This window comes from Salegentibacter salegens, assembly GCF_900142975.1.
GTDB classification, from domain to species: Bacteria; Bacteroidota; Bacteroidia; order Flavobacteriales; family Flavobacteriaceae; genus Salegentibacter; species Salegentibacter salegens.
On the sequence record NZ_LT670848.1, the window covers coordinates 3372490 to 3396559 of the forward strand.

At 36.8% G+C, this 24070-nt stretch carries 31 protein-coding genes; 22 read left to right on the top strand and 9 right to left on the bottom strand.

The window, feature by feature from the left end; genetic code table 11:
* The first annotated feature begins 12 nt into the window (after positions 1-12).
* Genes B5488_RS14900 through B5488_RS14910 form a run of 3 tightly spaced genes read left to right on the top strand, consistent with a single transcriptional unit; the run spans position 13 to position 1257 of the window.
* Positions 13-609: a hypothetical protein gene (locus tag B5488_RS14900; RefSeq protein WP_231919746.1), complete on the top strand. Its 597-nt coding sequence runs from the start codon at positions 13-15 to the stop codon at positions 607-609.
* A gap of 54 nt (positions 610-663) precedes the next feature.
* The gene (locus B5488_RS14905) at positions 664-846 is read left to right on the top strand and encodes a type II toxin-antitoxin system HicA family toxin (RefSeq protein ID WP_079735985.1); all 183 of its coding nucleotides are present in this window, start codon (positions 664-666) and stop codon (positions 844-846) included.
* A 6-nt stretch (positions 847-852) separates the two neighbouring features.
* Complete coding sequence (locus B5488_RS14910) at positions 853-1257, top strand: type II toxin-antitoxin system HicB family antitoxin (RefSeq protein ID WP_079735986.1); 405 nt, start codon at positions 853-855, stop codon at positions 1255-1257.
* Here the strand turns inward: B5488_RS14910 and B5488_RS14915 are convergent.
* Together B5488_RS14915 and B5488_RS14920 are read right to left on the bottom strand one after the other, a co-directional pair.
* Positions 1254-1529 carry a YciI-like protein gene (locus B5488_RS14915; RefSeq protein ID WP_079735987.1) on the bottom strand — a complete coding sequence of 92 codons (276 nt, stop codon included), beginning with the start codon at positions 1527-1529 and terminating at the stop codon, positions 1254-1256. The two genes, B5488_RS14910 and B5488_RS14915, sit on opposite strands and share 4 nt — an antisense overlap.
* Before the next feature lie 2 nt (positions 1530-1531).
* Positions 1532-2218, bottom strand: a complete 687-nt coding sequence (locus B5488_RS14920; RefSeq protein WP_106197185.1) for a glycosyltransferase family 2 protein — start codon at positions 2216-2218, stop codon at positions 1532-1534.
* A 22-nt stretch (positions 2219-2240) separates the two neighbouring features.
* Between B5488_RS14920 and B5488_RS14925 the strand changes: the two genes are divergently transcribed.
* A complete protein-coding gene (locus B5488_RS14925; RefSeq protein WP_079733415.1) occupies positions 2241-3236 on the top strand; it encodes an IS1595 family transposase in 996 nt (331 codons plus the stop codon).
* Here B5488_RS14925 and B5488_RS14930 read toward each other — a convergent pair.
* Positions 3222-3737 (bottom strand): glycosyltransferase, encoded by a 516-nt coding sequence (locus tag B5488_RS14930; protein WP_079735989.1) that lies wholly within the window; start codon positions 3735-3737, stop codon positions 3222-3224. The genes B5488_RS14925 and B5488_RS14930 overlap by 15 nt on opposite strands.
* A gap of 188 nt (positions 3738-3925) precedes the next feature.
* Between B5488_RS14930 and ruvC the strand changes: the two genes are divergently transcribed.
* The 10 genes from ruvC to B5488_RS14980 all read left to right on the top strand — a co-directional run bounded on the left by ruvC (position 3926) and on the right by B5488_RS14980 (position 11556).
* Positions 3926-4525: a crossover junction endodeoxyribonuclease RuvC gene (gene ruvC / locus B5488_RS14935; protein ID WP_079736638.1), complete on the top strand. Its 600-nt coding sequence runs from the start codon at positions 3926-3928 to the stop codon at positions 4523-4525.
* Positions 4522-5769 (top strand): radical SAM family heme chaperone HemW, encoded by a 1248-nt coding sequence (gene hemW, locus B5488_RS14940; protein WP_231919748.1) that lies wholly within the window; start codon positions 4522-4524, stop codon positions 5767-5769. The genes ruvC and hemW overlap by 4 nt, the downstream gene beginning before the upstream one ends.
* Positions 5770-5809: 40 nt before the next feature.
* Positions 5810-6043: a hypothetical protein gene (locus B5488_RS14945; RefSeq protein ID WP_079735990.1), complete on the top strand. Its 234-nt coding sequence runs from the start codon at positions 5810-5812 to the stop codon at positions 6041-6043.
* The gene (locus B5488_RS14950) at positions 6027-6332 is read left to right on the top strand and encodes a type II toxin-antitoxin system RelE/ParE family toxin (RefSeq protein ID WP_079735991.1); all 306 of its coding nucleotides are present in this window, start codon (positions 6027-6029) and stop codon (positions 6330-6332) included. Before B5488_RS14945 ends, B5488_RS14950 begins: the two co-directional genes overlap by 17 nt.
* A gap of 5 nt (positions 6333-6337) precedes the next feature.
* The gene (locus tag B5488_RS14955) at positions 6338-7084 is read left to right on the top strand and encodes a cyclase family protein (protein ID WP_079735992.1); all 747 of its coding nucleotides are present in this window, start codon (positions 6338-6340) and stop codon (positions 7082-7084) included.
* Positions 7081-7431, top strand: coding sequence for a DUF4260 domain-containing protein (locus B5488_RS14960; RefSeq protein WP_079735993.1), 351 nt, complete (start codon positions 7081-7083; stop codon positions 7429-7431). The genes B5488_RS14955 and B5488_RS14960 overlap by 4 nt, the downstream gene beginning before the upstream one ends.
* 1 nt (position 7432) lies before the next feature.
* Positions 7433-8047: a DUF4230 domain-containing protein gene (locus tag B5488_RS14965; protein WP_079735994.1), complete on the top strand. Its 615-nt coding sequence runs from the start codon at positions 7433-7435 to the stop codon at positions 8045-8047.
* A gap of 143 nt (positions 8048-8190) precedes the next feature.
* Positions 8191-8556 (top strand): MmcQ/YjbR family DNA-binding protein, encoded by a 366-nt coding sequence (locus B5488_RS14970; RefSeq protein ID WP_079735995.1) that lies wholly within the window; start codon positions 8191-8193, stop codon positions 8554-8556.
* Positions 8549-10327, top strand: coding sequence for a MutS-related protein (locus B5488_RS14975; RefSeq protein ID WP_079735996.1), 1779 nt, complete (start codon positions 8549-8551; stop codon positions 10325-10327). The genes B5488_RS14970 and B5488_RS14975 overlap by 8 nt, the downstream gene beginning before the upstream one ends.
* A 221-nt stretch (positions 10328-10548) precedes the next feature.
* Positions 10549-11556, top strand: a complete 1008-nt coding sequence (locus B5488_RS14980) for a metal-dependent hydrolase (protein ID WP_079735997.1) — start codon at positions 10549-10551, stop codon at positions 11554-11556.
* 22 nt (positions 11557-11578) lie between these two features.
* Here the strand turns inward: B5488_RS14980 and B5488_RS14985 are convergent, their stop codons facing one another.
* The gene (locus tag B5488_RS14985) at positions 11579-11875 is read right to left on the bottom strand and encodes a type II toxin-antitoxin system RelE/ParE family toxin (protein ID WP_079735998.1); all 297 of its coding nucleotides are present in this window, start codon (positions 11873-11875) and stop codon (positions 11579-11581) included.
* Positions 11863-12045 (bottom strand): hypothetical protein, encoded by a 183-nt coding sequence (locus B5488_RS14990; protein WP_079735999.1) that lies wholly within the window; start codon positions 12043-12045, stop codon positions 11863-11865. Before B5488_RS14990 ends, B5488_RS14985 begins: the two co-directional genes overlap by 13 nt.
* A gap of 163 nt (positions 12046-12208) precedes the next feature.
* Between B5488_RS14990 and B5488_RS14995 the strand changes: the two genes are divergently transcribed.
* From B5488_RS14995 to B5488_RS15010, 4 genes are all read left to right on the top strand, one after another.
* Complete coding sequence (locus tag B5488_RS14995) at positions 12209-13915, top strand: DUF885 domain-containing protein (RefSeq protein ID WP_079736000.1); 1707 nt, start codon at positions 12209-12211, stop codon at positions 13913-13915.
* 90 nt (positions 13916-14005) lie between these two features.
* The gene (locus B5488_RS15000; protein ID WP_079736001.1) at positions 14006-14341 is read left to right on the top strand and encodes a type II toxin-antitoxin system RelE/ParE family toxin; all 336 of its coding nucleotides are present in this window, start codon (positions 14006-14008) and stop codon (positions 14339-14341) included.
* Between the two features lies 1 nt (position 14342).
* Positions 14343-14636, top strand: coding sequence for a helix-turn-helix domain-containing protein (locus tag B5488_RS15005; protein ID WP_079736002.1), 294 nt, complete (start codon positions 14343-14345; stop codon positions 14634-14636).
* Between the two features lie 50 nt (positions 14637-14686).
* On the top strand, positions 14687-15268 hold the full coding sequence (locus tag B5488_RS15010) for a PhnA domain-containing protein (RefSeq protein ID WP_079736003.1): 582 nt from the start codon (positions 14687-14689) through the stop codon (positions 15266-15268).
* 2 nt (positions 15269-15270) lie between these two features.
* On the opposite strand, the gene B5488_RS15015 is transcribed toward B5488_RS15010, so the two are convergent.
* From B5488_RS15015 to B5488_RS15030, 4 genes are all read right to left on the bottom strand, one after another.
* Positions 15271-15969, bottom strand: coding sequence for an ABC transporter ATP-binding protein (locus B5488_RS15015; RefSeq protein WP_079736004.1), 699 nt, complete (start codon positions 15967-15969; stop codon positions 15271-15273).
* Between the two features lie 45 nt (positions 15970-16014).
* Entirely contained in the window at positions 16015-16773 is a 759-nt protein-coding gene (locus B5488_RS15020; RefSeq protein ID WP_231919749.1) for an O-methyltransferase, read from the bottom strand.
* A 105-nt stretch (positions 16774-16878) separates the two neighbouring features.
* Entirely contained in the window at positions 16879-17274 is a 396-nt protein-coding gene (locus tag B5488_RS15025; RefSeq protein WP_079736006.1) for a four helix bundle protein, read from the bottom strand.
* Positions 17275-17367: 93 nt separating this feature from the next.
* Positions 17368-19239, bottom strand: coding sequence for an ABC-F family ATP-binding cassette domain-containing protein (locus B5488_RS15030; protein ID WP_079736007.1), 1872 nt, complete (start codon positions 19237-19239; stop codon positions 17368-17370).
* A 165-nt stretch (positions 19240-19404) separates the two neighbouring features.
* Between B5488_RS15030 and B5488_RS15035 the strand changes: the two genes are divergently transcribed.
* The 4 genes from B5488_RS15035 to B5488_RS15050 all read left to right on the top strand — a co-directional run bounded on the left by B5488_RS15035 (position 19405) and on the right by B5488_RS15050 (position 24063).
* Complete coding sequence (locus B5488_RS15035) at positions 19405-20202, top strand: polysaccharide biosynthesis/export family protein (RefSeq protein WP_079736008.1); 798 nt, start codon at positions 19405-19407, stop codon at positions 20200-20202.
* Entirely contained in the window at positions 20203-22674 is a 2472-nt protein-coding gene (locus tag B5488_RS15040; protein WP_079736009.1) for a polysaccharide biosynthesis tyrosine autokinase, read from the top strand.
* 111 nt (positions 22675-22785) lie between these two features.
* A complete protein-coding gene (locus B5488_RS15045; protein WP_079736010.1) occupies positions 22786-23139 on the top strand; it encodes a four helix bundle protein in 354 nt (117 codons plus the stop codon).
* Positions 23140-23199: 60 nt separating this feature from the next.
* Positions 23200-24063, top strand: a complete 864-nt coding sequence (locus B5488_RS15050; RefSeq protein WP_079736011.1) for an ABC transporter permease — start codon at positions 23200-23202, stop codon at positions 24061-24063.
* The last annotated feature ends 7 nt before the right edge of the window (positions 24064-24070 follow it).

A 24070-nucleotide genomic window follows, 5' to 3' on the forward strand; every position in this document is an offset into this window, starting at 1 on the left:
AATTCCTTACTTTTGCTTAAAGTCCAAGCGCATTTGCCAATGAAAAAAGCTTTACTCGATAATCGAGATTTAAATGCTCTGATACCTGTCTCGAGATTTAAGTCTTATTTCTTTTATAATTGCCTCTCGATTTTGTTCCAGCGTAGTTTACTTGTAATTGCTAGTTTAGTAGTTTTCTCCTGTAATTTTGAGACCAAGAAGATTTCTTCAGAAGAAGTGCTGGAGCTGGAATCCCGTACGCTTAATTGGAAAGAAGTAGACGAATATCCGGCTTTTGAAGACTGCCAAAACGAAACCGAACTTTTGGCGGCACGGGAATGCTTTGAACGGGAAGTAGCCGAAAACATTTATGCTTACCTTTCTAAACAACAGCCGGTAGTTACAGAGTCTATAGACGATACCCTTTATCTTTATCTGGAAATAAATAGTGCGGGTCGCCCCGAGATAGATTCGGTTAAAATAGATTCTACATTAAACAATCAGCTTCCTGAATTGCGATTGTGGTTAGACCAAAGTATAGATTCCCTTCCAAAAATTTATCCGGCCAGTAAGCGCGGCGTACCGGTTTCTACCGTTTTTAAAATGCCTATTGTTATTAAAGCTGAGTAATAATTCACAACATAACAGTTTTGTTATATAACATTTTTGTTATAAATTTAAAGTGTGAATTCGGTTTCCCTAATTAAAGTGATAAAAAAGCATGGTTGGTATCTTGTAAGAACAAAAGGAAGCCACCATCATTTCAAGCATCCCGAAAAGAAAGGAATTGTCACTATCCCGCATCCTAAAAAGGATCTTCCTAAGGGAACGGTGAATTCAATTTTAAAACAAGCCGGAATTAAATAAATTATAATGAAAAAGATTAGTGTGTATGTTGAAAAGGCCGAGGATGGGACTTACTGGGGAAGTACTCAAAATCTACCAGGCGGAGTAAGTGCTTTTGGAAATTCATTAGATGAATTAAAGCAAAATCTCAAAGTTGCATTCGAGGATTATAAAGAAGTAGCAGAAGATCTTAATGAAGGATGGTTGAATGAAATTAAAGGTTTAACTGAATTTGAATATAGGCTGGATATAGCTTCATTTTTCAAACTTCTTCCAATAAAAATTTCTGCTATCGCCGAAAAATCCGGTATAAATCCTTCGCTAATGAGGCAATATGCCAGTGGAAAAGCAAATGCATCAGAAGAAAGAGCAAGAAGAATAGAAAAAGCGATTCACGAATTAGGTGAAGATCTTCTTTCAGTATCAATTTAATTCCCAATCACCACATTCCACTTTTTTACCGACCAGCTTTTAATAAGTCCGTTTTTTACGTAGGGATCATTTTGGGCAAAAGCTTCCGCGATTTTCTCGCTGTCGGCTTTAAAAACCAATACAGCTTCGTTTGCCGCGTCTATGGCTCCACCAAGTATTAGATAGCCTTCATTAAAATATTCGGTGGCGTGATTTAAGTGTTCTTTTCGGTATTTTTCTCTTTCCTCCAGGTAATTTTCAGAGGTGGTATAATCTAAAATATAATAATTCATCTTCAGTTTTTAAATTGTCTTCCTTTCCAGGAAAAATCCGAAAATAGAGATTTAACAGCTACATAAGTGCTAAAGAAAGGATAAAAAATACTGCTCCAAAAATAACTTCGCATTACAGGTTCTCGCTTAAAAAATTTAGCTGCGCTATAGATTAGCATAAAATCAAGATTGAATTTCACAAGAAAAATGATCAAAATAGGTTGGTAAGGCAGGAGTTGAAATAACACTAAGAAAACAGCAGCGATAAGGCTTAGATTCATTAAAAGCACTGTAGCACCGGCGAATTTGGCAAATAAGCTTTTATATGCCGGGGCTTTAGAAGCCCAGCGAATGCGCTGTGAAACCAAATCACCAAAATTTTGTTGGGGTTGGGTATAAACGATGACCTCCTTACTTTTAAAAAAACCGATTTTATAATTTTCCTGTTGAAATTTTTGAAGCAAAAAAACATCGTCACCACTGGCAATGTTATCATTTCCTGCAAATCCCGAAACCTCCAAAAAGGCTTGCTTTTCATAACACAAATTCGCGCCATTACACATAAAGGCTTTTTCGATACCAAAAGCTCCCGCTGTTGATGCCTGCAGGCTTAAAATATCCAGTGCTTCAAAATTACGGACTAGATTTTCCTGTTTGCTTTCTATATTTTCTGTTGAAAAAAGCTTTGTTCTAAGATGAATATGTCTTATATTTGTGTAAAACTATATAGATATGATACCTTCAGATTTCAGGGATTTTTTCGTTAATAGTCCAGCGACTGTTCAACAAGAGATAGTGGCTTCGTTGCTATCATTGTCTTTGCAAGAAAGTGAAGTAAAGGACAGCAACGAGGCAAAAGCAGTTACCTGTCCTCATTGCTCAGAAAAGCGTGTTCGTGCCAATGGCAAGCTCAAAGGCGTTCAACGCTATGTTTGCAATGGCTGTAAGAAGAATTTCAGTGAGACCACAGGTAAGTTTTGGTATAATATAAAAAAGAAAGAGAAGTTAAATCGGTATTTATACTGTTTGTTGTCGGGCTACAGTATCAGGAAAAGTGCAGAAGAGACGGAGATATCAATTCAAACGTCCTTTGATTGGAGACATAAATTGCTCACGTCATTTTCCAGTGTTTCGGTAGAAGAGTTTCAGGGCATAGTCGAAAGCGATGACCTGTTCTTTGCCTACTCAGAAAAAGGAGGACGTCATTTAGGTAGAAAACCGAAAATGCGAGGAGAAAAAGCAAGCAAAGCAGGCATAAGTGATGAAAAAGTAGCTGTAGTGGCAACTTGTGATAGATCTGGAAACAAAGACTTTAAAGTGGCCACAAGAGGTCGTATCAGTAAAGAGGATCTGAATAGAATACTTAAAGGGAAACTTGATAAAGCTGACGTACTCTGCAGCGACAGCCATAGAAGTTATGGTGCTTTTGCAAAAGCCAACACAATTGCCCATAAAAAGTTCAACACCTCAAAGGGACAGCGAACCGTAGATAAGGTGTACCATGTCCAGAATGTAAACAATATGGATATGAGATTGAGAAAGTTCATGGATTCTTTCAATGGGGTAGCTACAAAATACTTACAGAATTACTTGAATTGGTTCTTGGTACTTGAAAAAATCAAGAACTCAACCAGTAAAATGGCAACAGTTACAGCCATTGCCTTTGCTTCAAATAGCGCATGGTACGAGTACAAACAACAACTATTCAATATGCTAATTAGAACTTAGCCTTGAAAAAAGACTTAGCGCAACCGGGCCGGCAATGAGTTTATTTCCGGTTTTAAGGATAAAATCATTATAGCTTTTTAACCAGTTTACAGGAACATTGCAATCGGCATCAGTGGTAAGGATATATTCAAATTCAGCTGAGTTAATCGCAGTACTAATCGCATCTTTTTTTGGCGAATTTGAAGTGCGTTGGTTTTCCAGAACTTTTAAATTGAAACCTAGATAAGTTTTCTGAAATTCCTCGATTATTTCCACCGAAATATCTTCAGACTCATCATTTACCAGGATAATTTCATACTTAGATTCAGGATAATTTATCCTGGCTAAGGAACTCAATAAAACAGGTAAATTTTCGGCTTCATTTCTAAACGGTACAATAATAGAAAACCGTATTTCTGTAGGTGAATTTTCCGAAGAGAATTCAGGGGTTTTTTTCCAGCCGTAAAGCAGCATTAGCATTAAAACCGAATAACAAATACAAATTATAATAAAGATGAACATACTCGGTTTTTTAATTCTTAATTTTCTTGTAAAGTAAACCAAATCACTGAAAATTCAAGAACAGTAGAAAGAGAAAATAGCTAAACTTTGGCGTATTTGAAATCTCGCTAAGCGAGTAAGGAAATGAAATTGCTTAGCTTTGCGAAGCTACCTGAAATTTGGTGAGTTTTAAATTGAAAAAAGTTATTTTGAAGAGCGAAAGAATCATTTTAGGAATTGATCCCGGCACCACGATTATGGGCTTCGGACTTATAAAAGTGGAAAATAAACAGATGAAATTTATGCAGCTGAATGAATTGCAGCTCAGTAAATACAGCGATCATTATGTGAAACTTAAATTGATTTTTGAACGTACTATAGAGTTGATAGACACTTATCATCCAGATGAAATTGCGATTGAAGCCCCGTTTTTTGGGAAAAACGTACAATCTATGCTTAAGCTGGGAAGGGCACAGGGCGTGGCGATGGCCGCCGGACTTTCAAGAGAAATACCAATTACTGAATATTTACCCAAGAAAATTAAAATGGCAATTACCGGGAATGGGAATGCCAGTAAAGAACAGGTAGCAAAAATGCTGCAAAGTTTACTCGGTTTGAAATCATTACCAAAGAATCTCGACTCAACCGATGGGCTCGCAGCCGCGGTTTGTCATTTTTACAATTCTGGTAGAACTGAGGTGGGAAAAAGCTATTCAGGTTGGGCCGCATTTGTAAAGCAAAATGAGCCACGAGTTCAGCCCCCTAACCCCCAAAGGGGGAAAGCCTCTGGGCTCCCAAAGAAAAAATGAAATCCCCAGTCCAGAAAAAGGGTGTTTATGAATTAATGAAAGAGATTAAAATTTTGAGCGAAAAGTTGTTATACGGAATTGCTGATAACTCTTCCCCTTCGGGGAGGCTGGGAGGGGCTGCAGGCTTGTACATTCATATTCCTTTCTGTAAGCAGGCTTGTCACTATTGTGATTTTCATTTTTCTACCTCTTTAAAAAAGAAAGGGAAGCTTGTGGAAATGTTATGTAGGGAATTATTGCTAAGGAAGGATGAACTCAATTCTCCTGAAATCCAGACGATCTACTTTGGTGGCGGAACACCAAGTTTATTGGAAGCAGATGAACTTCAGCAAATTTTTGAGACAATTTATGCGAATTATAAGATTGCTGAAAATCCTGAAATAACCCTGGAAGCAAATCCCGATGATTTGACGGAAGAAAAGTTGGAAATGCTCAAGGCTTCTAAAATTAACCGGTTGAGTATTGGGGTTCAATCTTTTTTTGAAGAAGATTTAAAGTTGATGAATCGCGCCCATAATGCTGAAGAAGCTTTAAAAAGCATAAAACTCGCCAAACAATCTTTCGATAATATTTCTATTGATCTCATCTACGGAATCCCGGGAATGAGTTTGGAACGATGGAAGCGAAACCTGGAAATTTCTCTTGAACTCGACGTACCTCATATTTCGAGTTATGCACTGACGGTTGAACCAAACACCGCACTTCAAAAATTTATAGAAAGAGGAAAAATAAAACCGGTAGATGATGAAGCTGCCAAACATCATTTTGAAATTCTGGTTGAAACCCTTACTAAAAATGGTTTTGAACATTATGAGTTTTCCAACTTCGGCAAGTCTGGTTATTTTTCACAAAACAACACCGCTTATTGGCTTGGAAAATCTTATTTGGGTATTGGTCCGGCAGCGCATTCTTATGATGGAAACTCCCGTAAATGGAACATTTCCAACAATCCGCTTTATATAAAATCGCTTGAAAAAGGTGAGATTCCGCAGGAAACAGAAGACTTATCGGTTTCTGACAAATACAACGAATATGTAATGACAAGACTTCGAACAAAATTCGGGGTGGATATTGCTGAGGTTTTTCAGAAATTTGGAGAAAATTACAAAGCTCACTTTGCGGAACTTGCAAAGCCGTTGCAAAAAGAAAATTTAATTCAGGAAAAAAATGGGATCTTTCATATTACTTCTAAAGGAAAATTTTTAAGTGATGGTATTGCTGCAGATTTGTTTTTCCTGGAATAATATGTAACGGAATTAATATCAAAAATCGTAAATTTGAGTTATGGCTATAGATCTTCAAAATAAGAAAATAGAATTAATTCAATGGTTATCCACCCTGGATGATGAATTCATTATTGACAAATTAATGGAACTACGAGATAGTGAGAAAGCTGATTGGTGGGAGGAAATAACTGTAGAAGAAAAAGAATCTATTAAACAAGGGGTAAATGATGCTGATTCCGGAAACTTAAAACCGCAGTCTGAAGTTAGAAAGCTTTATGAGAAATGGTTATAAGATTTTTTGGACAACTCACGCACTTTCTGAACTTGAAGAAACAATAGCTTATTTAGAAGAAAATTGGACAATAAGTGAATTAGAAAAATTCGCTAAGGAACTTGATCATACACTTGAGTTAATTTCCAAAAATCCTGAGATATTTCAGGTTTCATTCAAAAGAAAAAATATTCGAAGAGCTGTGGTTGCAAAGTTCAACAGCCTTTATTATCGATTACATAATGATACTATTGAAATCTTATCTTTCTTTTCAAACAGACAGGATCCTTCCAAAATTAAAATCGATTAGATTTTATGCAAGCCACAATTAATTTTAAAGCTAAAGATTATACTATTGATCTCTCCAAACCCCTGGATATTTCAATTGGTTTGCGTGGGGATGAAAAAAACCCGGTGGCATGGTATTTAGATACTCCTAAAATAAAACCTGTGAAAGACGGTGATTTTATCGGGAAAGTTTCAGAAGGAGCTTCGGTTAATTTTAATAATATTCAGTTTAATCCACACGCTCACGGGACGCATACCGAATGTGTTGGGCATATTTCCAGGGAATTTTATAGCATCAATCAAACGCTGAAAACCTTCTTCTTTTTTTCTAAATTGATTTCAGTAGAACCCGAAATAATAGGAGAAGATAAAGTGATTTCCGAAGCGATTTTGAAGGAGAAAATCCAGCCTAACGAAACTGAAGCTTTAATTATACGAACGCTACCCAATTTTAGGGAAAAACAGACGAAAAAATATTCGCATACCAATTGGCCTTATCTTAGTGAAGAGGCTGCTATTTTTCTTAGAAATTCCGGCGTAAAACATTTGCTGATAGATTTGCCTTCGGTAGATAAGGAGAAGGATGGTGGTAAGTTGTTGGCGCATAAGGCCTTTTGGAATTACCCGAAAAACACCCGGTTTGATGCTACAATTACTGAATTGGTTTATGTTCCTAATTCTATAGAGGATGGAAATTATTTGCTAAACCTGCAAATAGCTTCTTTTGAAAACGATGCCAGCCCTTCAAAACCTGTTTTATATAAATTTTTATGAAAATTACACTCAAACTTGAAGAACTTGCGATGTTACTACTGGGAATCTTTGTGTTTAGCCGATTAGACTTTGCCTGGTGGTGGTTTTTGGTCTTATTTTTTACACCAGATTTTGGAATGTTGGGATATCTCTTCAATAATAAAATTGGTGCTTTTATTTATAATCTTTTTCATCATAAAGGACTTGCTATTTCAATCTGGTTTCTGGGATTTTACCTGCAAAATGAAGTATTTCAATTAATAGGTGTAATTTTGTTTTCGCACGCGGTTTTTGATCGTATTTTAGGCTATGGGCTCAAGTACGAAAAAGGCTTCAAATTCACTCATTTGGGAGAAATAGGAAATTAATATGGAATTTTTATTTATCGGATTGGCCGTGGGAGCGGTCTTGGCTTATTTTATTTTCGCCAGGTTTAATAAGGAGAAATCAAAGCTTAAAACTAACGAGCAGTCGTTGGTGATTATGGATAAAATAAGGAGTGTTTGTAAATTTATAACAGTTGAAGGCGATTTTTCTGAAGTCTATCATTACGAGAATTTAAAGGAAAAATACCTGAGTTTACTTTTAGGGAAGAAGAAGGCTATTGTTTTGGTTAATGCTAAAGCGCACGTGGGTTTTGATCTTAGTAAAGTGAGAATGAATAGCGAAAATGAAAAGAGAACCATTGTGCTTACCAATTTTCCGCAGCCCGAATTGCTAACTGTAGAAACCGATTTTAAATATTACGATAAGCGCGAAGGCTGGGCAAACCCTTTTACCACCTCAGATCTTACCGATATTAACCGTGACGCAAAAAACTATATAGTTGATAAAATTCCACAAAGCGGACTTTTAGACCAGGCGCGAAAAGAGGCGCTGGATACTATTTTGTTGATGGAAAAAATAGTGGAAACCATAGGTTGGAAACTCGATTATACCGCGCTGACTTTAGAAGATAAAAACCAGGCGAAGATTGAGAAGTAGCCTGTGGTAGTACGTCATTCTGAACTTGTCACTTCGAGCCGAGTCGAGAAGTCAGAATCTAAGATGATTATTGTTTTTTTCATCTTAATACAAACCAAAACATTTTTAAGATTTCCGCCTGCGCGGAAATGACAATATTGCATATGGACATCGAAACCCTTAGAAATTATTGCATTAGCAAAAAAGGCGTAACCGAGGAACTTCCTTTTGGTCCAGATACCCTGGTTTTTAAAGTAATGGGAAAGGTTTTTGCATTGGCGGGCCTGGATTCGCTGCCAGTTAATGTAAACTTAAAATGCGATCCAGGGAAAGCAGTGGAACTTCGCGAAGAGTATGAAGCCCTTATTTTGCCCGGTTACCATATGAACAAACAGCATTGGAACACCGTAATCCTGGATGGTCACTTAAAGTCGGACTTTATTTTTCAATTAGTAGACGATTCTTACAATTTGGTGAAAGCAGGATTAACTAAAAAGCAACAACAAGAACTTAAAGATTTAGATGAATAACCCATTAGAATTCTATACACAGCAGAAAGAAATACATCAGCAAGAACTGGCTAAAATTTCTAAAAAATTGCTGGTTTCCAGTTTAATCAGGCTTATGATTTTCCTGGCAATTTGTTTTGCAATCTATTTTTTCTTCGGAAATATGAATGTGATCGTTCCAGTAATTTTTGGCGGGATTGCACTTTTTTTATTCCTGGTTTCCAGGCATAGCAATCTTAAAGATAAAAGCGATAAGCAAAAGGAAATCATCAAGCTAAACGAACTGGAAATTGATATTTTAAAAACCCGGAATTTCCAGGATTTACCCGAAGGAAGCGAATTTGAAAACCCTGTACATCCTTACAGTCAGGATATCGATTTATTCGGGCGTGGCTCGTTTTTTCAGTATTCCAACCGAACCGCACTTTATGAAGGAACCAAAAAACTTGCCGGTATTTTTACCGAAAATGGTATACAAAATATTACGCAGAAACAGGAAGCGGTGCAAGAACTGGCAGCAAAAGCTGAATGGAGACAGGAATTTACCGCATTGGCCAGATTGGTGAAAACTGAAACCCCATCAAAAACCGTAATTAAATGGTTTAAAAATTATAAGAATTTTGTTCCGAATTATATTAAGTGGTTGCCCACGGCATTTTCGGTGATCTCCATTTTAGTGATCGCGGGTTATGCTTTTGATTATTTAAAAGGAATTCATCTTTTTTTATGGTTTTTAGCAGGAATACTTTTTACTGGGATTTACCTTAAAAAGATTAATTTATTGTCGGGTAGTGTGAGTAAGGTTCAGGATACTTTTCATCAATATCATTTTTTACTGGGACTCTTAGAAAAGGAAGAATTTTCTTCAGAAATATTAAAAAAGAATCAGTCACTTATTCATTCAGAAAAGAAAAAAGCTTCTGCTATTTTTAAAGAATTTTCTAAAGCAATTGATGACCTGGATCAACGCAATAATATTTTTTTGGGCATTTTTGGAAATGGTTTTTTACTCTGGGATTTACGCCAGAGTTATAAGCTCGAAAAATGGATTTCAGCCTATCGCCAGAATGTGGAAAGTTGGTTTGAAGTCATTGAATTTACCGATGCTTATAATTCACTTGGGAATTTTGTTTTTAATCATCCAAACTATGTTTTTCCTGAAATTATAAATGAAAAAAGAGGAATTTCAGCAACAAAATTGGCGCATCCGCTTTTGGATCCGAATAAAAGAGTGGCAAATGATTTTTCTATTGGTAATGAAGAATTCTTTATCATTACCGGTGCGAATATGGCCGGGAAAAGTACGTTTTTAAGAACGGTTTCCCTTCAAATTCTAATGAGCAATATTGGGCTTCCGGTTTGTGCTGAAGCCTGTAATTATTGGCCAATCAAGCTTATTACCAGTATGCGCACCAGCGATTCGCTGAGTGATGATGAATCCTATTTCTTTTCAGAATTAAAGCGACTAAAATTTATAGTAGACGAAATTAAAACTGACCGTTATTTTATAATTCTTGATGAGATTCTAAAAGGAACCAATAGTAGCGATAAAGCTATAGGTTCTAAAAAGTTTATCAGGAAATTGGTGAACTCTAATTCAACCGGAATCGTTGCTACGCACGATTTGAGTTTATGCGAGATCACGTCAGAATTAGAGCAGGTAAAAAACCATTATTTTGATGCTGAAATTATCAATGATGAACTGCATTTTGATTATAAATTCAAAGATGGAATTTGCCAAAATATGAATGCTTCATTCCTGCTTCGGAAGATGGAAATTGTAGATGATTAATTGCTATAGATTGAAGGATAATAGCTATTTCTTATGCTAGTTGAACTTGATTAAATATCTTATTTTCGTCAAGCTGAACTTGTTTCAGCTTCTAACATGATCTTATCAACGTCTTAGATCCTGAAACAAGTTCAGGACGACGGGATTAAAAACTTTATTACTATCTAACTTTTTTTTTCGAAAAGTAGAAGTTACAAATCGGTAAAGAAAGAAAGTCATAAATGGATTCACTAACTCAAATAGTACTAGGCGCAGCGGTTGGCGAAGCGGTTCTCGGCAAAAAAGTGGGGAATAAAGCGATGCTTTATGGAGCCATTGCGGGCACAATTCCCGATCTGGATACTTTTGCAAGCACTTTTACCGATACTATTACCGCCATTGAAATTCACCGTGGCTTCACACACTCCATCGTATTTTCTATACTTTTTGCGCCCATTTTTGGTTGGCTCATTTCAAAGATTGAAAAGAAATCTATTGCAACCTGGCAAAACTGGTCCTGGTTGATGTTTTGGGGCTTTTTTACGCATCCGCTTTTGGATTCTCATACAACCTGGGGAACACAGTTATTCTGGCCTTTAGAAGTCCGTTTGGCGTATAAGAACATTTTTGTGATAGATCCTTTATACACTTTGCCATTTTTGGTGTTCTTAATCCTGGCGATGCGACAAGAAAGAGGAACTAAAAAAAGGAGAAAACTAAATAATCTTGGCCTCTTAATAAGTAGTATTTATTTGTTGGTTATTACCCCGGCCTTAAAACTTTACACGTTTGATAAGTTTACGGAAGCTTTGGAAGATCAGGATATTGCCTATTATAAAATTGAAACCAAACCGGCTCCACTAAATGCTATTTTATGGTCGGCAAATGTAGAGGTTGATAACGCTTATTTGATAGGAAATTATTCCATATTTGATACACAACCAATTGACTTTGTTTCGCATCCAAAGAACCACGATTTGCTTGGGGATTGGAGTGAAAAACGAAACGTAAAACGACTTATAAAAATCTCTGAAGGCTGGTATACGATTTCAGAAAGAGAAGGGGAACTTTATTTTAATGATCTTAGATTCGGAACTTTGAGTCCAATAGCCAGGACAGATGCTGAGTTCGCTTTTAGCTATAAATTAGTTAAAGAAAATGGTGAAATTAAAGCCATAGAAACCGAAAAAACGCGCGGGGATGCAAAGGAGTTATTATCGCAGTTGGGTACACGGATTATGGGGAATTAGTGGTTTGAAATTTGAAATGAATTTACAGATTTTCTGCCTTTAAATTTCTGGCTGAGTGATAAACAGTAAGGATATCCACTCTTTGGTTATTCAAAATTTTATAGATAATTCGGTAATTCCCTTCAATTAATTCTCTAATATTAGGATGATTTATTTCGGGAACCGATTTACCTGAATAGATTTGAGTGTAAAGAATTTTTGTTCGGTTCCTGAGTTTAATGATTTGTAATCTAGCATACTTTTTAGAATCCTTGCCGATATATTCCGCAATACTTTTTAAGTCAGATTGTGCTTGAAAAGTCCAATTTATTTGAACCATTTTTCAATTTCATTATCCAATTCGGTCTCAGAAATCACCTCTCCTTTATTTGACTGACTTATACCATTTTCTACTTTTTCAATAAAGATCAAGCGTTCTACCAACTCATCAATAGAAAATGTCTCTGGCAGTTTTTCAATTTCTTCCTTCAATTTACTTTTTGTAAGCATTTTTCACATCAATTTAAATCCAATAACAAGATACAATTTTAAACTGAGTTTAAATTTAAAGAGAGGATCTTCCCAAATAAAAAATATTCGTGTATTCGTGGCAAATATATCTGTAATTGCATTTCTTTAGAAACCTTATCTTTATTGAAAATTCTACTTTTTTATGAACAAACTTTTCAGCATTGCGCTCGCTTTTTTATGTATTTCTTTCTTATCTGCACAGGAAGCTTCAGAAAATTTAAAAACTATTATTCAGGAAATAGATGATCATAAAGCTTACGATCGGGAGGAATTTCCTTTGGGACTTTTTACTGAGAATTATTACAAAGAAGAAGCCGAATTTGCCGGAAAACAGTTGGACAAACTAGAAGAAATAAAGGCCGATTCTTTAAATGAAACCGAACAGATTTCGCTGGAAATGCTAAAATTTAAACTTCAGGAAAACGTAGACCGTTACGAATTTGAAGCCTATTTAAATCCGCTACTTTCAGATTCCGGGTTTCATTTAAGCCTTGCTTACCAGGTTAGAGATTTAAATAATTATGCCCAGGTAAAAGCATATTTGAATAAACTAAACGCGATTCCCACGTATGTAGATCAGCATTTCGCTTTATTGCGTGAAGGATTGCAAAAAGGAAATACTCAGCCCAGAATAATTTTTGAAGGATACGAATCTACTTATAACGACCAGATCGTGGAAGATCCAAAAGAAAGCTATTTCTATGAACCTTTAGAAAATCTTCCGAAAACGCTTTCTGAAGTGCAAAAAGATTCTGTTTTAAATGCCGCCGAGGATGCAATTTCTAAGAATGTGATTCCGCAGTTTAAAAGAATTAAAACATTTTTTGAAACCGAATATCTGCCAAAAACCCGAACAAGTTTAGGTGTTTCTGAAATTCCAAATGGAAGGGAATATTATCAAAATAGACTGGATTATTATACAACTTTAGATTTGACAGCAGAAGAAATTCATCAAATTGGTTTAGAGGAAGTAGCGCGGATAAATGCTGAAATGAAAAAAATAATTGCAGAGGTAGAGTTTGATGGAAGTTTTGAAGAATTCATTCATTTTCTAAGAACCGATGAGCAGTTTTATGCAAAAACCGGGGAAGATTTACTTAAGGAGGCTCGTGATATTGCCAAGCGTATTGATGCAAAGCTTCCCGCTTATTTTAAAACCCTGCCCAGAAAACCTTACGGAGTGGCGAAAGTGCCTGATGCTATTGCGCCAAAATATACCACCGGTCGCTACATTGGTGCTTCAAATGAAACCCAACCGGGTTATTACTGGGTAAATACGTATAATTTATCCAATCGTCCACTATATGTATTACCTTCTTTAACTGCTCACGAAGCAGTACCCGGACATCATTTACAAAACGCTTTAAATGCCGAATTAGGAGACAGTATTCCTAAATTCCGAAGAAATATGTATTTATCGGCTTATGGAGAAGGCTGGGGTTTATATTCAGAATTTTTAGCTGAAGATATGGGAATTTATACTACACCTTACGAGATGTTTGGAAAACTCACCTACGAGCAATGGCGAGCCTGCCGCCTGGTAATCGATACCGGAATTCACGCAATGGGTTGGAGCAGGGAAGAAGCGGTGGAATATTTTGAAAAAAATACCGCGCTTTCTATGCATAATATCAATACCGAAGTAGATCGTTATATTTCCTGGCCTGGTCAGGCGGTTTCCTATAAAATAGGTGAGATTAAAATAAGGGAATTGCGTAAAAAAGTAGAAGAAGCACTTGGTTCTGATTTTGATATTCGCGATTTCCACGAAGTAATTTTAGAGCAGGGTGTGGTTACGCTGCCAATTTTGGAAACACGGGTTGAGAAATATATTGAGAATGCGAAATAGCTTTTACTATTAGGAGGTTTATGAATATATAATTTTTTTAAACGAATTTAATATGAATAATGTAAACTAATTAGTTAACTTTGTAATGTAGTGAGGGAGATTCTTATATATAAAAACAATTTTACTAATTTCTATAAATCTCAAGATGAGAAAATTCAGCGAAAAATTGAATATGCTTTAGATCTGGTTCGGTATGAAAGACAAATTCCTAAGAAGTTCTTCAAATCGCTTATAAATACAGATGGAATTTATGAAATTAGAGTTATTACAGCTTTTAAAAGCATCAGAATATTATGTTTTCTGGATGATGGAAATTTAGTTGTGCTAACTAATTGCTTTATTAAAAAGACTCAAAAAACTCCAAAGAAAGAAATCATATTGGCCGAAAAGTTAAAAAAGGAATATTTAAAAGAAAAGGGCACTTGAGATGAAAAATGTAAAAAAATTTGAAGATTTATTAGTTGACAAATACGGTCAAAAAGGATCGGTAAAAAGAGAGCAATATGATGCCGAATCTCTTTCATTCAGACTTGGTGTAATGTTAAAGGAAGCCAGGAAGTCTGCTCACCTTACACAGGAACAACTTGCGCAACGCACCGGAACTAAAAAAAGTTATATTTCAAGAATAGAACGCGGTTTAAGTGATATTCAAATCTCTACTTACCAGAAATTGATTGAAATTGGATTGGAAAAACAGCTTAATATTTCAATTGCAGAATAAAAAGAGCTTTCTTCTTTAATATCCTATCTTCGCGACTTCAAAAATCAAAAATGAATTTAGAAAAGGAATTAAGAGAACGTAACGATAGTACCTGCGAACTTTGCAGTGCTACAGATAATTTACAGGTTTATAGCCTTGAGAATTTCCCGGGAGAAGTTACCGATGGAAGTTTTATGGCTTGCCAGGTTTGCACCGAACAACTGGAAGACTTTGATAAAGTTGAGGTGAACCATTGGCGTTGTTTAAACGATAGTATGTGGAGCACGGTTCCTGCTGTTCAGGTAACGGCTTTCCAAATGCTGACAAAACTTAAGGCTGAAGGCTGGCCGCAGGATTTGCTTGATATGATGTATATGGAAGACGAGTTGAAAGCTTTTGCTAAATCTGGTTTAAATTCCAAAGAAAATACCATTCCTGAAATTATTCATAAAGACAGCAACGGTGCAGTAATTGAAGCCGGGGATACTGTGGTTCTAACTAAAGACCTTAATGTAAAAGGTAGTAGCTTAACCGCTAAACGCGGTACTGCAATTAGACGTATTTCTCTGGTTCACGATAATTCCGAACAAATTGAGGGAAAGGTTGAAGGCCAGCAAATCGTGATCCTAACCAAATTTGTAAAGAAGGTTTAGTACTATTGACTTAAAACTTCTTTTCTTTCATCGCTTTCAACTATTCCATCGCGAAGTCGAATAATTCTATGTGCGTGGAGCGCAACTTCTTCTTCGTGAGTAACCAAAATCACGGTGTTTCCCGCAGCATGGATTTCATCAAAAAGGTTCATAATTTCCAACGAAGTTTTTGAATCCAGATTTCCGGTAGGCTCATCGGCAAGGATTATAGAAGGCTTGTTAACCAAAGCCCGTCCCACAGCAACCCTTTGGCGCTGTCCACCTGATAGTTGATTGGGTTTGTGGTCCATTCGGTCTCCTAAACCAACATTGGTAAGCACTTCTTCCGCACGTTTAATCCGGTCACTTTTGCTGTAACCGGCATAGATCATTGGTAAAGCAACATTTTCTAAAGCTGTGGTTCTAGGGAGGAGGTTAAAAGTTTGAAAAACAAAACCGATCTCTTTATTCCTGATTTCAGCAAGTTCATCGTCGCCCATTTGGCTTGCATCTTTTCCGTTTAGGATATAAGTTCCAGAAGTTGGCGTATCCAGGCAGCCCAATAAATTCATTAAAGTGGATTTTCCCGAACCGGAGGGTCCCATAATCGCAACATATTCGCCACGATCTATATCGAGATCTATCCCTTTTAAAACTTTTACGATTTCATTTCCCAAAGGAAAATCCCGGGTAATTTGCCTGATTTCAATGACTTTACTCATGCAGAAATAATTTTGTGTTTATATGACGCCGATTTGCGCTTTTTGTTACAACCTGATTTTAAAATGCTGTTTAGATTGTTCTTTTCTAAAAAATACGAGTCCGAGAAAAAATGTGTCAATAGTTACCCTTACTTCAGGATGCGCTTTAATTTCTTCCCAGGCAGCTTCCATTCCAGGCGACCAGTGGATGTCGTCTAAAACAAAAACCGAGTCATTGTGCGCGGTGGGTAATAATTGTTTAAAGTATTTTAAAGTAGCTTCTTGGGTATGGTGTCCGTCAAAATAAACTAAATCGAAATTGGTTTGTTGTTTGTTTTTTGTTGTTCTTTGTTGAATGCTTTCTTTTGGAAATACCAATAATTTTGAAAGTATTTCTTCAAACTCTCCAACCATAAGTTTTACATTTTTAAGATCGAATTTCTTCAATTGCTGTCGCGCTACATTTGCGGTTTGGGGGCAACCTTCTATACTTAAAACGTTGCTTTCTTTATTCGCAGCGAGTGCAGCGGTGCCAATTCCCAGGGAAGTACCTAATTCAAGGTTGTTTTTACATCTTAAATAATTTGCCAACCGGAATAAAAACCTCGCGCGTTTCTTCGGAATCCCTACATTCTTTGCGATCGCCGAAATTGTACGTTCGTTTGAAGTAAAAACCCTGCTTCCGGCACCAAAATCGGTAACCTTTATGGTATTGTGGTTTTTTGAAAGGTCTTTTCGGTATTGCTTTATAAGCTTATACTCCTTGTATTTCTTTTTATCATAAAAACAATTCGTCACTAAATCATAAACAAAAGGCGAATGCAACCCATGCTGATTTTGGGATTTTAAAAGGAATTTTATGTAGGATTTTAGGGGCAAGGAGTTTGTGGTTTATAGTTTTTTGTTTGTTGTTCCTTTAAAATAGATTTCTTATGGTTTTTTGAATTTAATTCCTTTAAGGTCTGTTTTTCTCAGATAGTGCATAAAAGCTCCTATTTTATTTTCTGCTTTCAGACAATCAATTTTTAAATCTTCAAACTGGTCCGTACTTATTAGGTTTTTATCCAGAGCCCTATAAAGTTGCGATCTTAGCTCAGAAGCTGAACCTTTTGAATAGCTTAAAAAATTATGAAATTCCTGATTGCCACCTCTTCCAAATCCTTCAGCAATATTATCCATAATTGAACCTGAACTTCTCTCCATTTGATTTCGTAATCCGTAATTTTTCCCGAGTTCAGTCTCGATAAATAGTTTTTCAACTTTTTGACAAATGATTCTGGACAATTGCCAGGATTCAATATCCTCAAACTTTTCAATTTTTCCCATAATCCCTCATTTTTATTCTATCTAAAAATACAGGAATTTTTAAACACCAAACACCAAACACCAAACACCAAACACCAAACACCAAACACCAAACTATTCCGCCTTGGCGCCAAGTTCAAACCAACGTTCGGTTTTTTCTTCTATTTTGTTTTCTATTTTTTTAAGTTCAACAGAATTTTCGGCTACTTTTTCGCCGCTGAGGTCCTGGAGGAATTTTTGCTGAATATCCTCTTTTTTCTTTTCGAGTTTAGCTATCTCTTTTTCCAGCTTTCCGAATTCTTTTTGTTCGTTGTAACTTAACTTACTTCCAGAGCTCGTTTTTTTCCAGTCTTTTTTATTGTCTTTTTGGTCGGTAGATTGGGTTTCTTCTCTGGCTTCTGCAGTAGCGCTATCTTCATATTCACGATAATCGGAATAATTCCCTGGGAAATCCTGCACTTCGGTATTTCCCTGAAATACGAATAGGTGATCTACGATCTTATCCATAAAATACCTATCGTGGGAAACCACTACCAAGCAACCTGGAAAGTCCAGTAAGAAGCTCTCCAGCACGTTTAGTGTAACAATATCAAGATCGTTGGTAGGCTCATCAAGAATTAGGAAATTAGGATTTTGAATAAGCACTGTGCAGAGATAAAGTCTTTTGCGTTCGCCACCACTCAGTTTTTCAACAAAATCGTATTGCTTTTTACGATCGAATAAAAAGCGTTCCAGCAGCTGCTGGGCCGAAATTTGCCGGCCTTTTTTCAACGGGATATATTCGCCAAATTCCCGAATTACCTCGATAACTTTTTGCCCGGGTTTAATAGTGATCCCAGCCTGTGTGTAATAACCAAATTTTATGGTTTCCCCAATAACTACTTTTCCAGCGTCGGGTTTAATCGCCCCGGTGAGGATGTTTAGGAAGGTAGATTTTCCCGTCCCGTTTTTACCAATAATTCCAATGCGTTCGCCGCGTTTAAAATTATAGCTGAAATTTTTAAGTAATTCATTGTCTTCAAAAGACTTTCCAATATTATGCAGCTCTACGATTTTGCTACCCATACGTTCCATATTGAGCTCCAGCTGAATTTCGTGATCCTGCCTGCGTTTATGCGCCCGGTCTTTGATATCCTGAAAATCGTCTATTCTAGATTTAGATTTTGTAGTACGTGCCTTTGGTTGACGACGCATCCAATCCAGTTCTTTTTTATAAAGTTGTTTGGCTTTTTCGGTATTAGTGGCTTCCTGGGCCATTCGGGCATCTTTCTTATCCAGGTAATAACCGTAGTTTCCTTTATAAGTATAAAGATTACCGTGATCTAGTTCAACGATTTCGTTACAAACACGTTCCAGGAAATACCTGTCGTGCGTTACCATAAAAATGGTGAAATTTTCTTTTCTAAAATATTCTTCCAGCCACTCGATCATATCCAGATCCAGGTGGTTGGTGGGCTCATCCATAATGATGAAGTTCGGTTTTTGTAGAAGCATAACCGTAAGGGCAAGGCGCTTTTTTTGTCCGCCAGAAAGATATTTTACTTCTTTAGAGAGATCGTCTAACTTCAGTTTAAAAAGAATTTGTTTGTACTGAGTTTCAAAATCCCAGGCTTGTGCCGCATCCATTTCCTCAAAAGCTTTCTGATACGCATCTTCATCCTCGGGATTTATAAGCGCTTTTTCGTAACGATTTATAATATTCAGAATTTCATTATCTGAAGAAAATATAGTTTCTTCCACCGTTAAATTAGGATCTAAATTGGGTTCCTGCGGGAGAAAAGCGGTAGTGATATCTTTTCTGTATACCACTTTCCCGGCATCTGGCGAATCGAATCCTGCCAGGATATTTAGGAGGGAAGTTTTTCCGGTTCCATTCTTGGCGATAAATCCTACTTTTTGGCCTTCATTAATTCCGAAGGAAATATCTTCGAATAATACATGTTCACCGTAGGCTTTGGCAATATTTTCTACACTTAAATAATTCACAGATTTGAGTTTTGTGCAAAATAAAAGGAAAATTGCGACTTAATTTTATTATTAGCCTACAAAAACTATATTTGTTAAAACTATCTAAATTAGGATGCCGATGGAAGGCCCAAAAGTGCATTTGTCGACTTTATTCATCCTGATGTCCCGAATCAATAGTAAAATATGCTGAAGAGATACTATTTAATTCTAATCTTACTGGCGGGAGTTTTGAGTTTCTCGTCCTGTATTTCTACTAAAAAAACTACTTATCTTCAGGATAACGACGAAAAGCTGGATAGTGTTATTCAAATTCAACAGCTTAAAAAACCATATCGCATTCAAACCGGAGACCTTTTAAGTATTCGGGTAAAAGCCCTGGATCAGGAATTGGTGGGAATGTTTAACCCGGTTGGAGAAGCAAATCCGAATGCCACTACTGAAGAAGCCGTTTATTTTGATGGATTTATAGTAGATGATCACGGGAATATTCGCGTACCAACTTTAGGCGAGGTGAATGTTTTAGGCTACACCGAAAAGGAGATCAGGGAGAAAATTGAAGGACTATTACTGGAAAATTATTTTAGGGAAGAAGCTAATATTTTTGTGACCGTAAAGCTGGCCGGAATACGGTATACCACCCTGGGTGAAATAGGAACCGGTAGCCAGGTAATTTATAAAGAAAAGGTAACAATTATGGAGGCCGTGGCCAATGCCGGTGGAATTACCGAATATGGCGATATGGAAAATGTAAAAATCATCAGGCAATATCCCGAGGGCGAAAAGGTGCATCGTATAGACCTAACCGATATTGATGCAACTAAAAGTGAGTATTACTATATTCAACCCAACGACCTTATTTTAGTCAATGCATTGCCGCAAAAAGCATTGGGACTGGGAACAACCGGACTGGAAATATTTAGAACCGGAGTTACTATATTATCGTTTATTACAACTACAATATTATTATTTAGCAGGATTTAAATGGCGCATGAAGATGATCACATATCAGATGTAGGCTCAACCTTCGATTTTAAAGGGTTTGTGCTTAAAGTGATAAGTTACTGGAAGTTAATTTTACTTTCGGTGGGGATAAGCCTGGCGGTAGCCTATTATAACAATGTAAGGAAATTACCGGTTTATAACCTGGGGAACTCCATTTCTATAAAAGACGATCAGAATCCGTTTTTTACCAGTAATACCAGTTTAACTTTTAACTGGGGCGGGACTTCAGATAAGGTGAATACTGCGATGACGATTTTAAGGTCGCGCTCGCATAATGAAGAGGTAGTAGAAGAACTTCAATTCTATACCCAGTATTTAAAGGATGGCGAATATCAACGTATAGATGCCTATGGCAGTGCACCCTTTAAAGTAGTTGCCGATACAACGATGTCGCAAGCTTTAAATGTAACGATGACGATTACATTTTTAGATTCGTCTACATACAATTTAAAAGCAAATGTTCCTTCAAGTTTGAGTCTTCAGAATTATAAAACTAAAGAGAAAACTTATCGGGAGGTTGATCCTAAAGAATTCAGTAAAAATTATAAATCAGGAGAACAGGTTCGGCTTCCATTTTTTAGCGGAACTATTCTTAGGGTAGAGCAACCCCTGCAGGTTGGGACTCCATTCTACGTGAGTTTTATGAATTTTGACTCGGCTGTGGGGAGGTACCGAAATGTAAATGTTAGCCCCGAATCCCAGGGTTCTTCGGTTTTAAGGATGAGTCAAACCGGTGGTAATAAAGATAGAATTGTAGATTACCTCAATGGAACTGTACGGGTGCTAAGCGAAAATATGCTGGCGCGGAAAAATCTTTTTGCTACCAAAACCATTCGGTTTATAGATTCCAGTTTGGCAGTACAATCTGAAGCATTGAAGTTGGTAGAAGCAGAGCTGAACCAGTTTAGGAATGAAAATGCAATCATGGATATTTCTGCTGAAAGTTCTCAGCTTTCCAACCGGCTTTCTACCTTAGACCTAAGAAAAGAAGATATTAGGCGGCAACTTTCTTACTACGAAACCTTAAGAAATTACCTGGAAACCCGGAATGATTATTCTAACGCTCCCGCGCCTTCGGTAGCAGGAATTTCAGAAGGGAGCATAGCCAGTGGAGTTTCCCGTATTATTTCCCTTGCAGAAGAAAGAAGTAACTACCAATATTCCTTAAAGGAGGATTCTCCTGTATTTGACGATATAGACCGGCAAATCAACTCGGTTAAGTCTATTTTACTGGAAAATATTAGTTCCTCTAAAGGTTTATTACAGGATGAACAAAGAGATATAAATCAACAAATCGCGCGTCTGGAGTCTGAAATAAGTAAGCTTCCGCAGGAAGAACAGGATTTGCTTAAAATTCAGCGTCGTTACAGCCTAAACGAGAAATCTTACAATATGTTCCTGGAAAAAAGGAGCGAGGCGGGGCTTATAAAAGCTGCGAATGTAAGTGATGTGATGGTAATCGATTCGGCTAAAGATACCGGTGGCGGACAAATTGGTCCAAATACCCAGCTTAATTATGTTATGGCGGTCTTGGTTGGGGGCGTGATTCCGCTAACCTTTGTTTTTCTGTTGGTTTTCTTAAATACGAATATTCATAACGCCCAGGAAGTAACACGTTTATCCCCAATTCCTATTTTGGGAATGATAGGAAAAAGTAAAACCGATTCGAATCTGGTGGTTTTTAACAATCCAAAATCATCAATTTCAGAAGGGTTTCGGGGCCTGCGTTCCAGTCTCCAGTTTATGTATAAGAAGCAAGGCGTTACCGGTTCTAAAACACTGTTAATTACTTCTTCTGTTTCGGGGGAAGGGAAAACTTTCTGCGCGATGAACCTGGCAACGGTTTTCGCCTTAAGTGAACGCAAAACAGTGCTGGTAGGTGTCGATTTAAGAAAGCCGAAGATCTTTGATGATTTTCAGCTGAACAATGATGTGGGAGTAGTGAATTATTTAATAGACCAGGCAGGAACCGATGAGATTATTCAGCAAAGTAAGATTCCTTATTTAGACGTAATTACGGCCGGGCCGGTGCCCCCCAACCCATCAGAGTTGCTTATTAACGAGCAAATGGATAAGTTGATGGAGGAATTAAAACAGAAATACGACTATATAATTCTGGATACTCCGCCAATTGGGATGGTAGCCGATGCTTTAAACCTCGTAAAACACGCAGATGCCACGATTTATTTGATACGCCAGGATTATACCAAACGCGGAATGTTGGAATCTATAAACGAGAAATATCATAAAGGCGAGATTAAGAATATCAGTTTTGTATTAAACCATTTTGTGCACCGTGCTAAATATGGTTATGGATACGGCTACGGCTATGGCTACGGCTATGGTTATGGCTACGGTTACAACCGTTATTCTAAAGGCTACGTAGAAAAATCTGATCCCACCCGAAAATTCAAACGCTGGTGGAAAAAGGCGATGCGGAATTTTGAGTAATGCGTTGTGAGTGAAGGGTGAGAAGTAGTTCGTTTTTGAGTGAAGAGGGAAGGGTGAAGAATGAAAAGTGAGGAGTGAAGAGTTAAGCGTGAAGAGAAATAAATAAGTAACATGATGAATCATAAAGATCTGGATGTTTGGAAAAGGAGTATAGATTTGGTGGAGGAGATTTATAAGCTTACTTCTAATTTTCCTTCTTCAGAAATATATGGTTTGACAAACCAGCTTAGAAGGGCTTCGGTTTCAATTCCTTCAAATATTGCTGAAGGTGCAGTCCGAAAAGGCGATAAAGAACTGCTTTATTTTATAAATATTGCAATTGGTTCAGTTGCCGAAATAGAAACTCAATTAATAATCGCAGAAAGATTAGATTATATCAACGATGGAAACAACGTCTTTGAATCAGCCATAGAAGTTCGTAAGTTATTACTAGGGTTCAGAAATTATTTAAATAGAAAGGAATGAATATATTTTTTGATATTTTTGTCTCCTCATTTCACTCTTCACTAATAACTCCTCACGATAATGAGCGAAGCGAATAACAACGACTGGCTATACGAAATCACCCCTAAGCGAAAGCTGATAGATCTTAATTTTAAGGAGGTTTGGCGGTATCGCGATTTGTTGATCCTTTTTGTGAAAAGGGATATTGTTACTGTTTATAAACAAACTATTTTAGGGCCTTTATGGTATTTTATCCAGCCGCTTTTTACCTCGATTATCTTTACCCTTGTTTTTAATAATATTGCTAGTATTCCCACCGGGAATGTACCTGCTTTTTTATTCAACCTCACCGGGATCACCGCCTGGAACTATTTTAACCAGTGCCTTACTGGAACTTCAAACACCTTTAGCGCTAACGCAGGAATTTTCGGAAAGGTCTATTTTCCGCGGGTGATTATGCCGTTAAAAACAGTGATCTCTAATTTATTTAAATTCGGAATCCAATTGCTGATATTAATTATTTTCTATTTCTATTTTATATTTAATGGTGCAGAAATTAGTCCGAATGCGAATATAGTTTTATTTCCGGTTTATGTGTTAATGATGGCTTTATTAGGGCTTGGCGCTGGAATGACGATTTCAGCTTTAACCACCAAATATCGTGATTTAACTGTTTTAGTAGGTTTTGCCACAACGTTATTAATGTATATTTCGGCGGTTCCTTATCCACTAAGCGAGGTTTCCGAAAAGATGCCAGACTGGGCCTGGCTGGTAAAATATAATCCCTTAACGCAAATAATCGAAGGCTTTAGGTATATGGTATTAGATACCGGAACTTTTACCTGGCCTGGTTTTTTATACACTTTAGGATTGTCAATTGTGCTCTTTCTACTGGGTTTAATTATTTTTAATCGAACTGAGAAGAATTTTATTGATACGGTTTAATTTAATT

Bases quoted from the DNA above. Each gene is read 5' to 3' on its own strand.
- B5488_RS15040 (WP_079736009.1), top strand. From the start codon at position 20,203: ATGGCGCATGAAGATGATCACATATCAGATGTAGGCTCAACCTTCGAT.
- B5488_RS15050 (WP_079736011.1), top strand. From the start codon at position 23,200: ATGAGCGAAGCGAATAACAACGACTGGCTATACGAAATCACCCCTAAG.
- B5488_RS14985 (WP_079735998.1), bottom strand. From the start codon at position 11,875: ATGGTTCAAATAAATTGGACTTTTCAAGCACAATCTGACTTAAAAAGT.
- B5488_RS14990 (WP_079735999.1), bottom strand. From the start codon at position 12,045: ATGCTTACAAAAAGTAAATTGAAGGAAGAAATTGAAAAACTGCCAGAG.
- B5488_RS15045 (WP_079736010.1), top strand. From the start codon at position 22,786: ATGATGAATCATAAAGATCTGGATGTTTGGAAAAGGAGTATAGATTTG.
- B5488_RS14970 (WP_079735995.1), top strand. From the start codon at position 8,191: ATGGACATCGAAACCCTTAGAAATTATTGCATTAGCAAAAAAGGCGTA.
- B5488_RS14960 (WP_079735993.1), top strand. From the start codon at position 7,081: ATGAAAATTACACTCAAACTTGAAGAACTTGCGATGTTACTACTGGGA.
- B5488_RS14910 (WP_079735986.1), top strand. From the start codon at position 853: ATGAAAAAGATTAGTGTGTATGTTGAAAAGGCCGAGGATGGGACTTAC.
- B5488_RS14975 (WP_079735996.1), top strand. From the start codon at position 8,549: ATGAATAACCCATTAGAATTCTATACACAGCAGAAAGAAATACATCAG.
- B5488_RS15025 (WP_079736006.1), bottom strand. From the start codon at position 17,274: ATGGGAAAAATTGAAAAGTTTGAGGATATTGAATCCTGGCAATTGTCC.
- B5488_RS14965 (WP_079735994.1), top strand. From the start codon at position 7,433: ATGGAATTTTTATTTATCGGATTGGCCGTGGGAGCGGTCTTGGCTTAT.
- B5488_RS14980 (WP_079735997.1), top strand. From the start codon at position 10,549: ATGGATTCACTAACTCAAATAGTACTAGGCGCAGCGGTTGGCGAAGCG.
- B5488_RS14930 (WP_079735989.1), bottom strand. From the start codon at position 3,737: ATGTTCATCTTTATTATAATTTGTATTTGTTATTCGGTTTTAATGCTA.
- B5488_RS14955 (WP_079735992.1), top strand. From the start codon at position 6,338: ATGCAAGCCACAATTAATTTTAAAGCTAAAGATTATACTATTGATCTC.
- B5488_RS14945 (WP_079735990.1), top strand. From the start codon at position 5,810: ATGGCTATAGATCTTCAAAATAAGAAAATAGAATTAATTCAATGGTTA.
- hemW (WP_231919748.1), top strand. From the start codon at position 4,522: ATGAAATCCCCAGTCCAGAAAAAGGGTGTTTATGAATTAATGAAAGAG.
- B5488_RS14925 (WP_079733415.1), top strand. From the start codon at position 2,241: ATGATACCTTCAGATTTCAGGGATTTTTTCGTTAATAGTCCAGCGACT.
- B5488_RS14995 (WP_079736000.1), top strand. From the start codon at position 12,209: ATGAACAAACTTTTCAGCATTGCGCTCGCTTTTTTATGTATTTCTTTC.
- B5488_RS15005 (WP_079736002.1), top strand. From the start codon at position 14,343: ATGAAAAATGTAAAAAAATTTGAAGATTTATTAGTTGACAAATACGGT.
- B5488_RS15015 (WP_079736004.1), bottom strand. From the start codon at position 15,969: ATGAGTAAAGTCATTGAAATCAGGCAAATTACCCGGGATTTTCCTTTG.
- B5488_RS14915 (WP_079735987.1), bottom strand. From the start codon at position 1,529: ATGAATTATTATATTTTAGATTATACCACCTCTGAAAATTACCTGGAG.
- B5488_RS15035 (WP_079736008.1), top strand. From the start codon at position 19,405: ATGCTGAAGAGATACTATTTAATTCTAATCTTACTGGCGGGAGTTTTG.
- B5488_RS15010 (WP_079736003.1), top strand. From the start codon at position 14,687: ATGAATTTAGAAAAGGAATTAAGAGAACGTAACGATAGTACCTGCGAA.
- B5488_RS14950 (WP_079735991.1), top strand. From the start codon at position 6,027: ATGAGAAATGGTTATAAGATTTTTTGGACAACTCACGCACTTTCTGAA.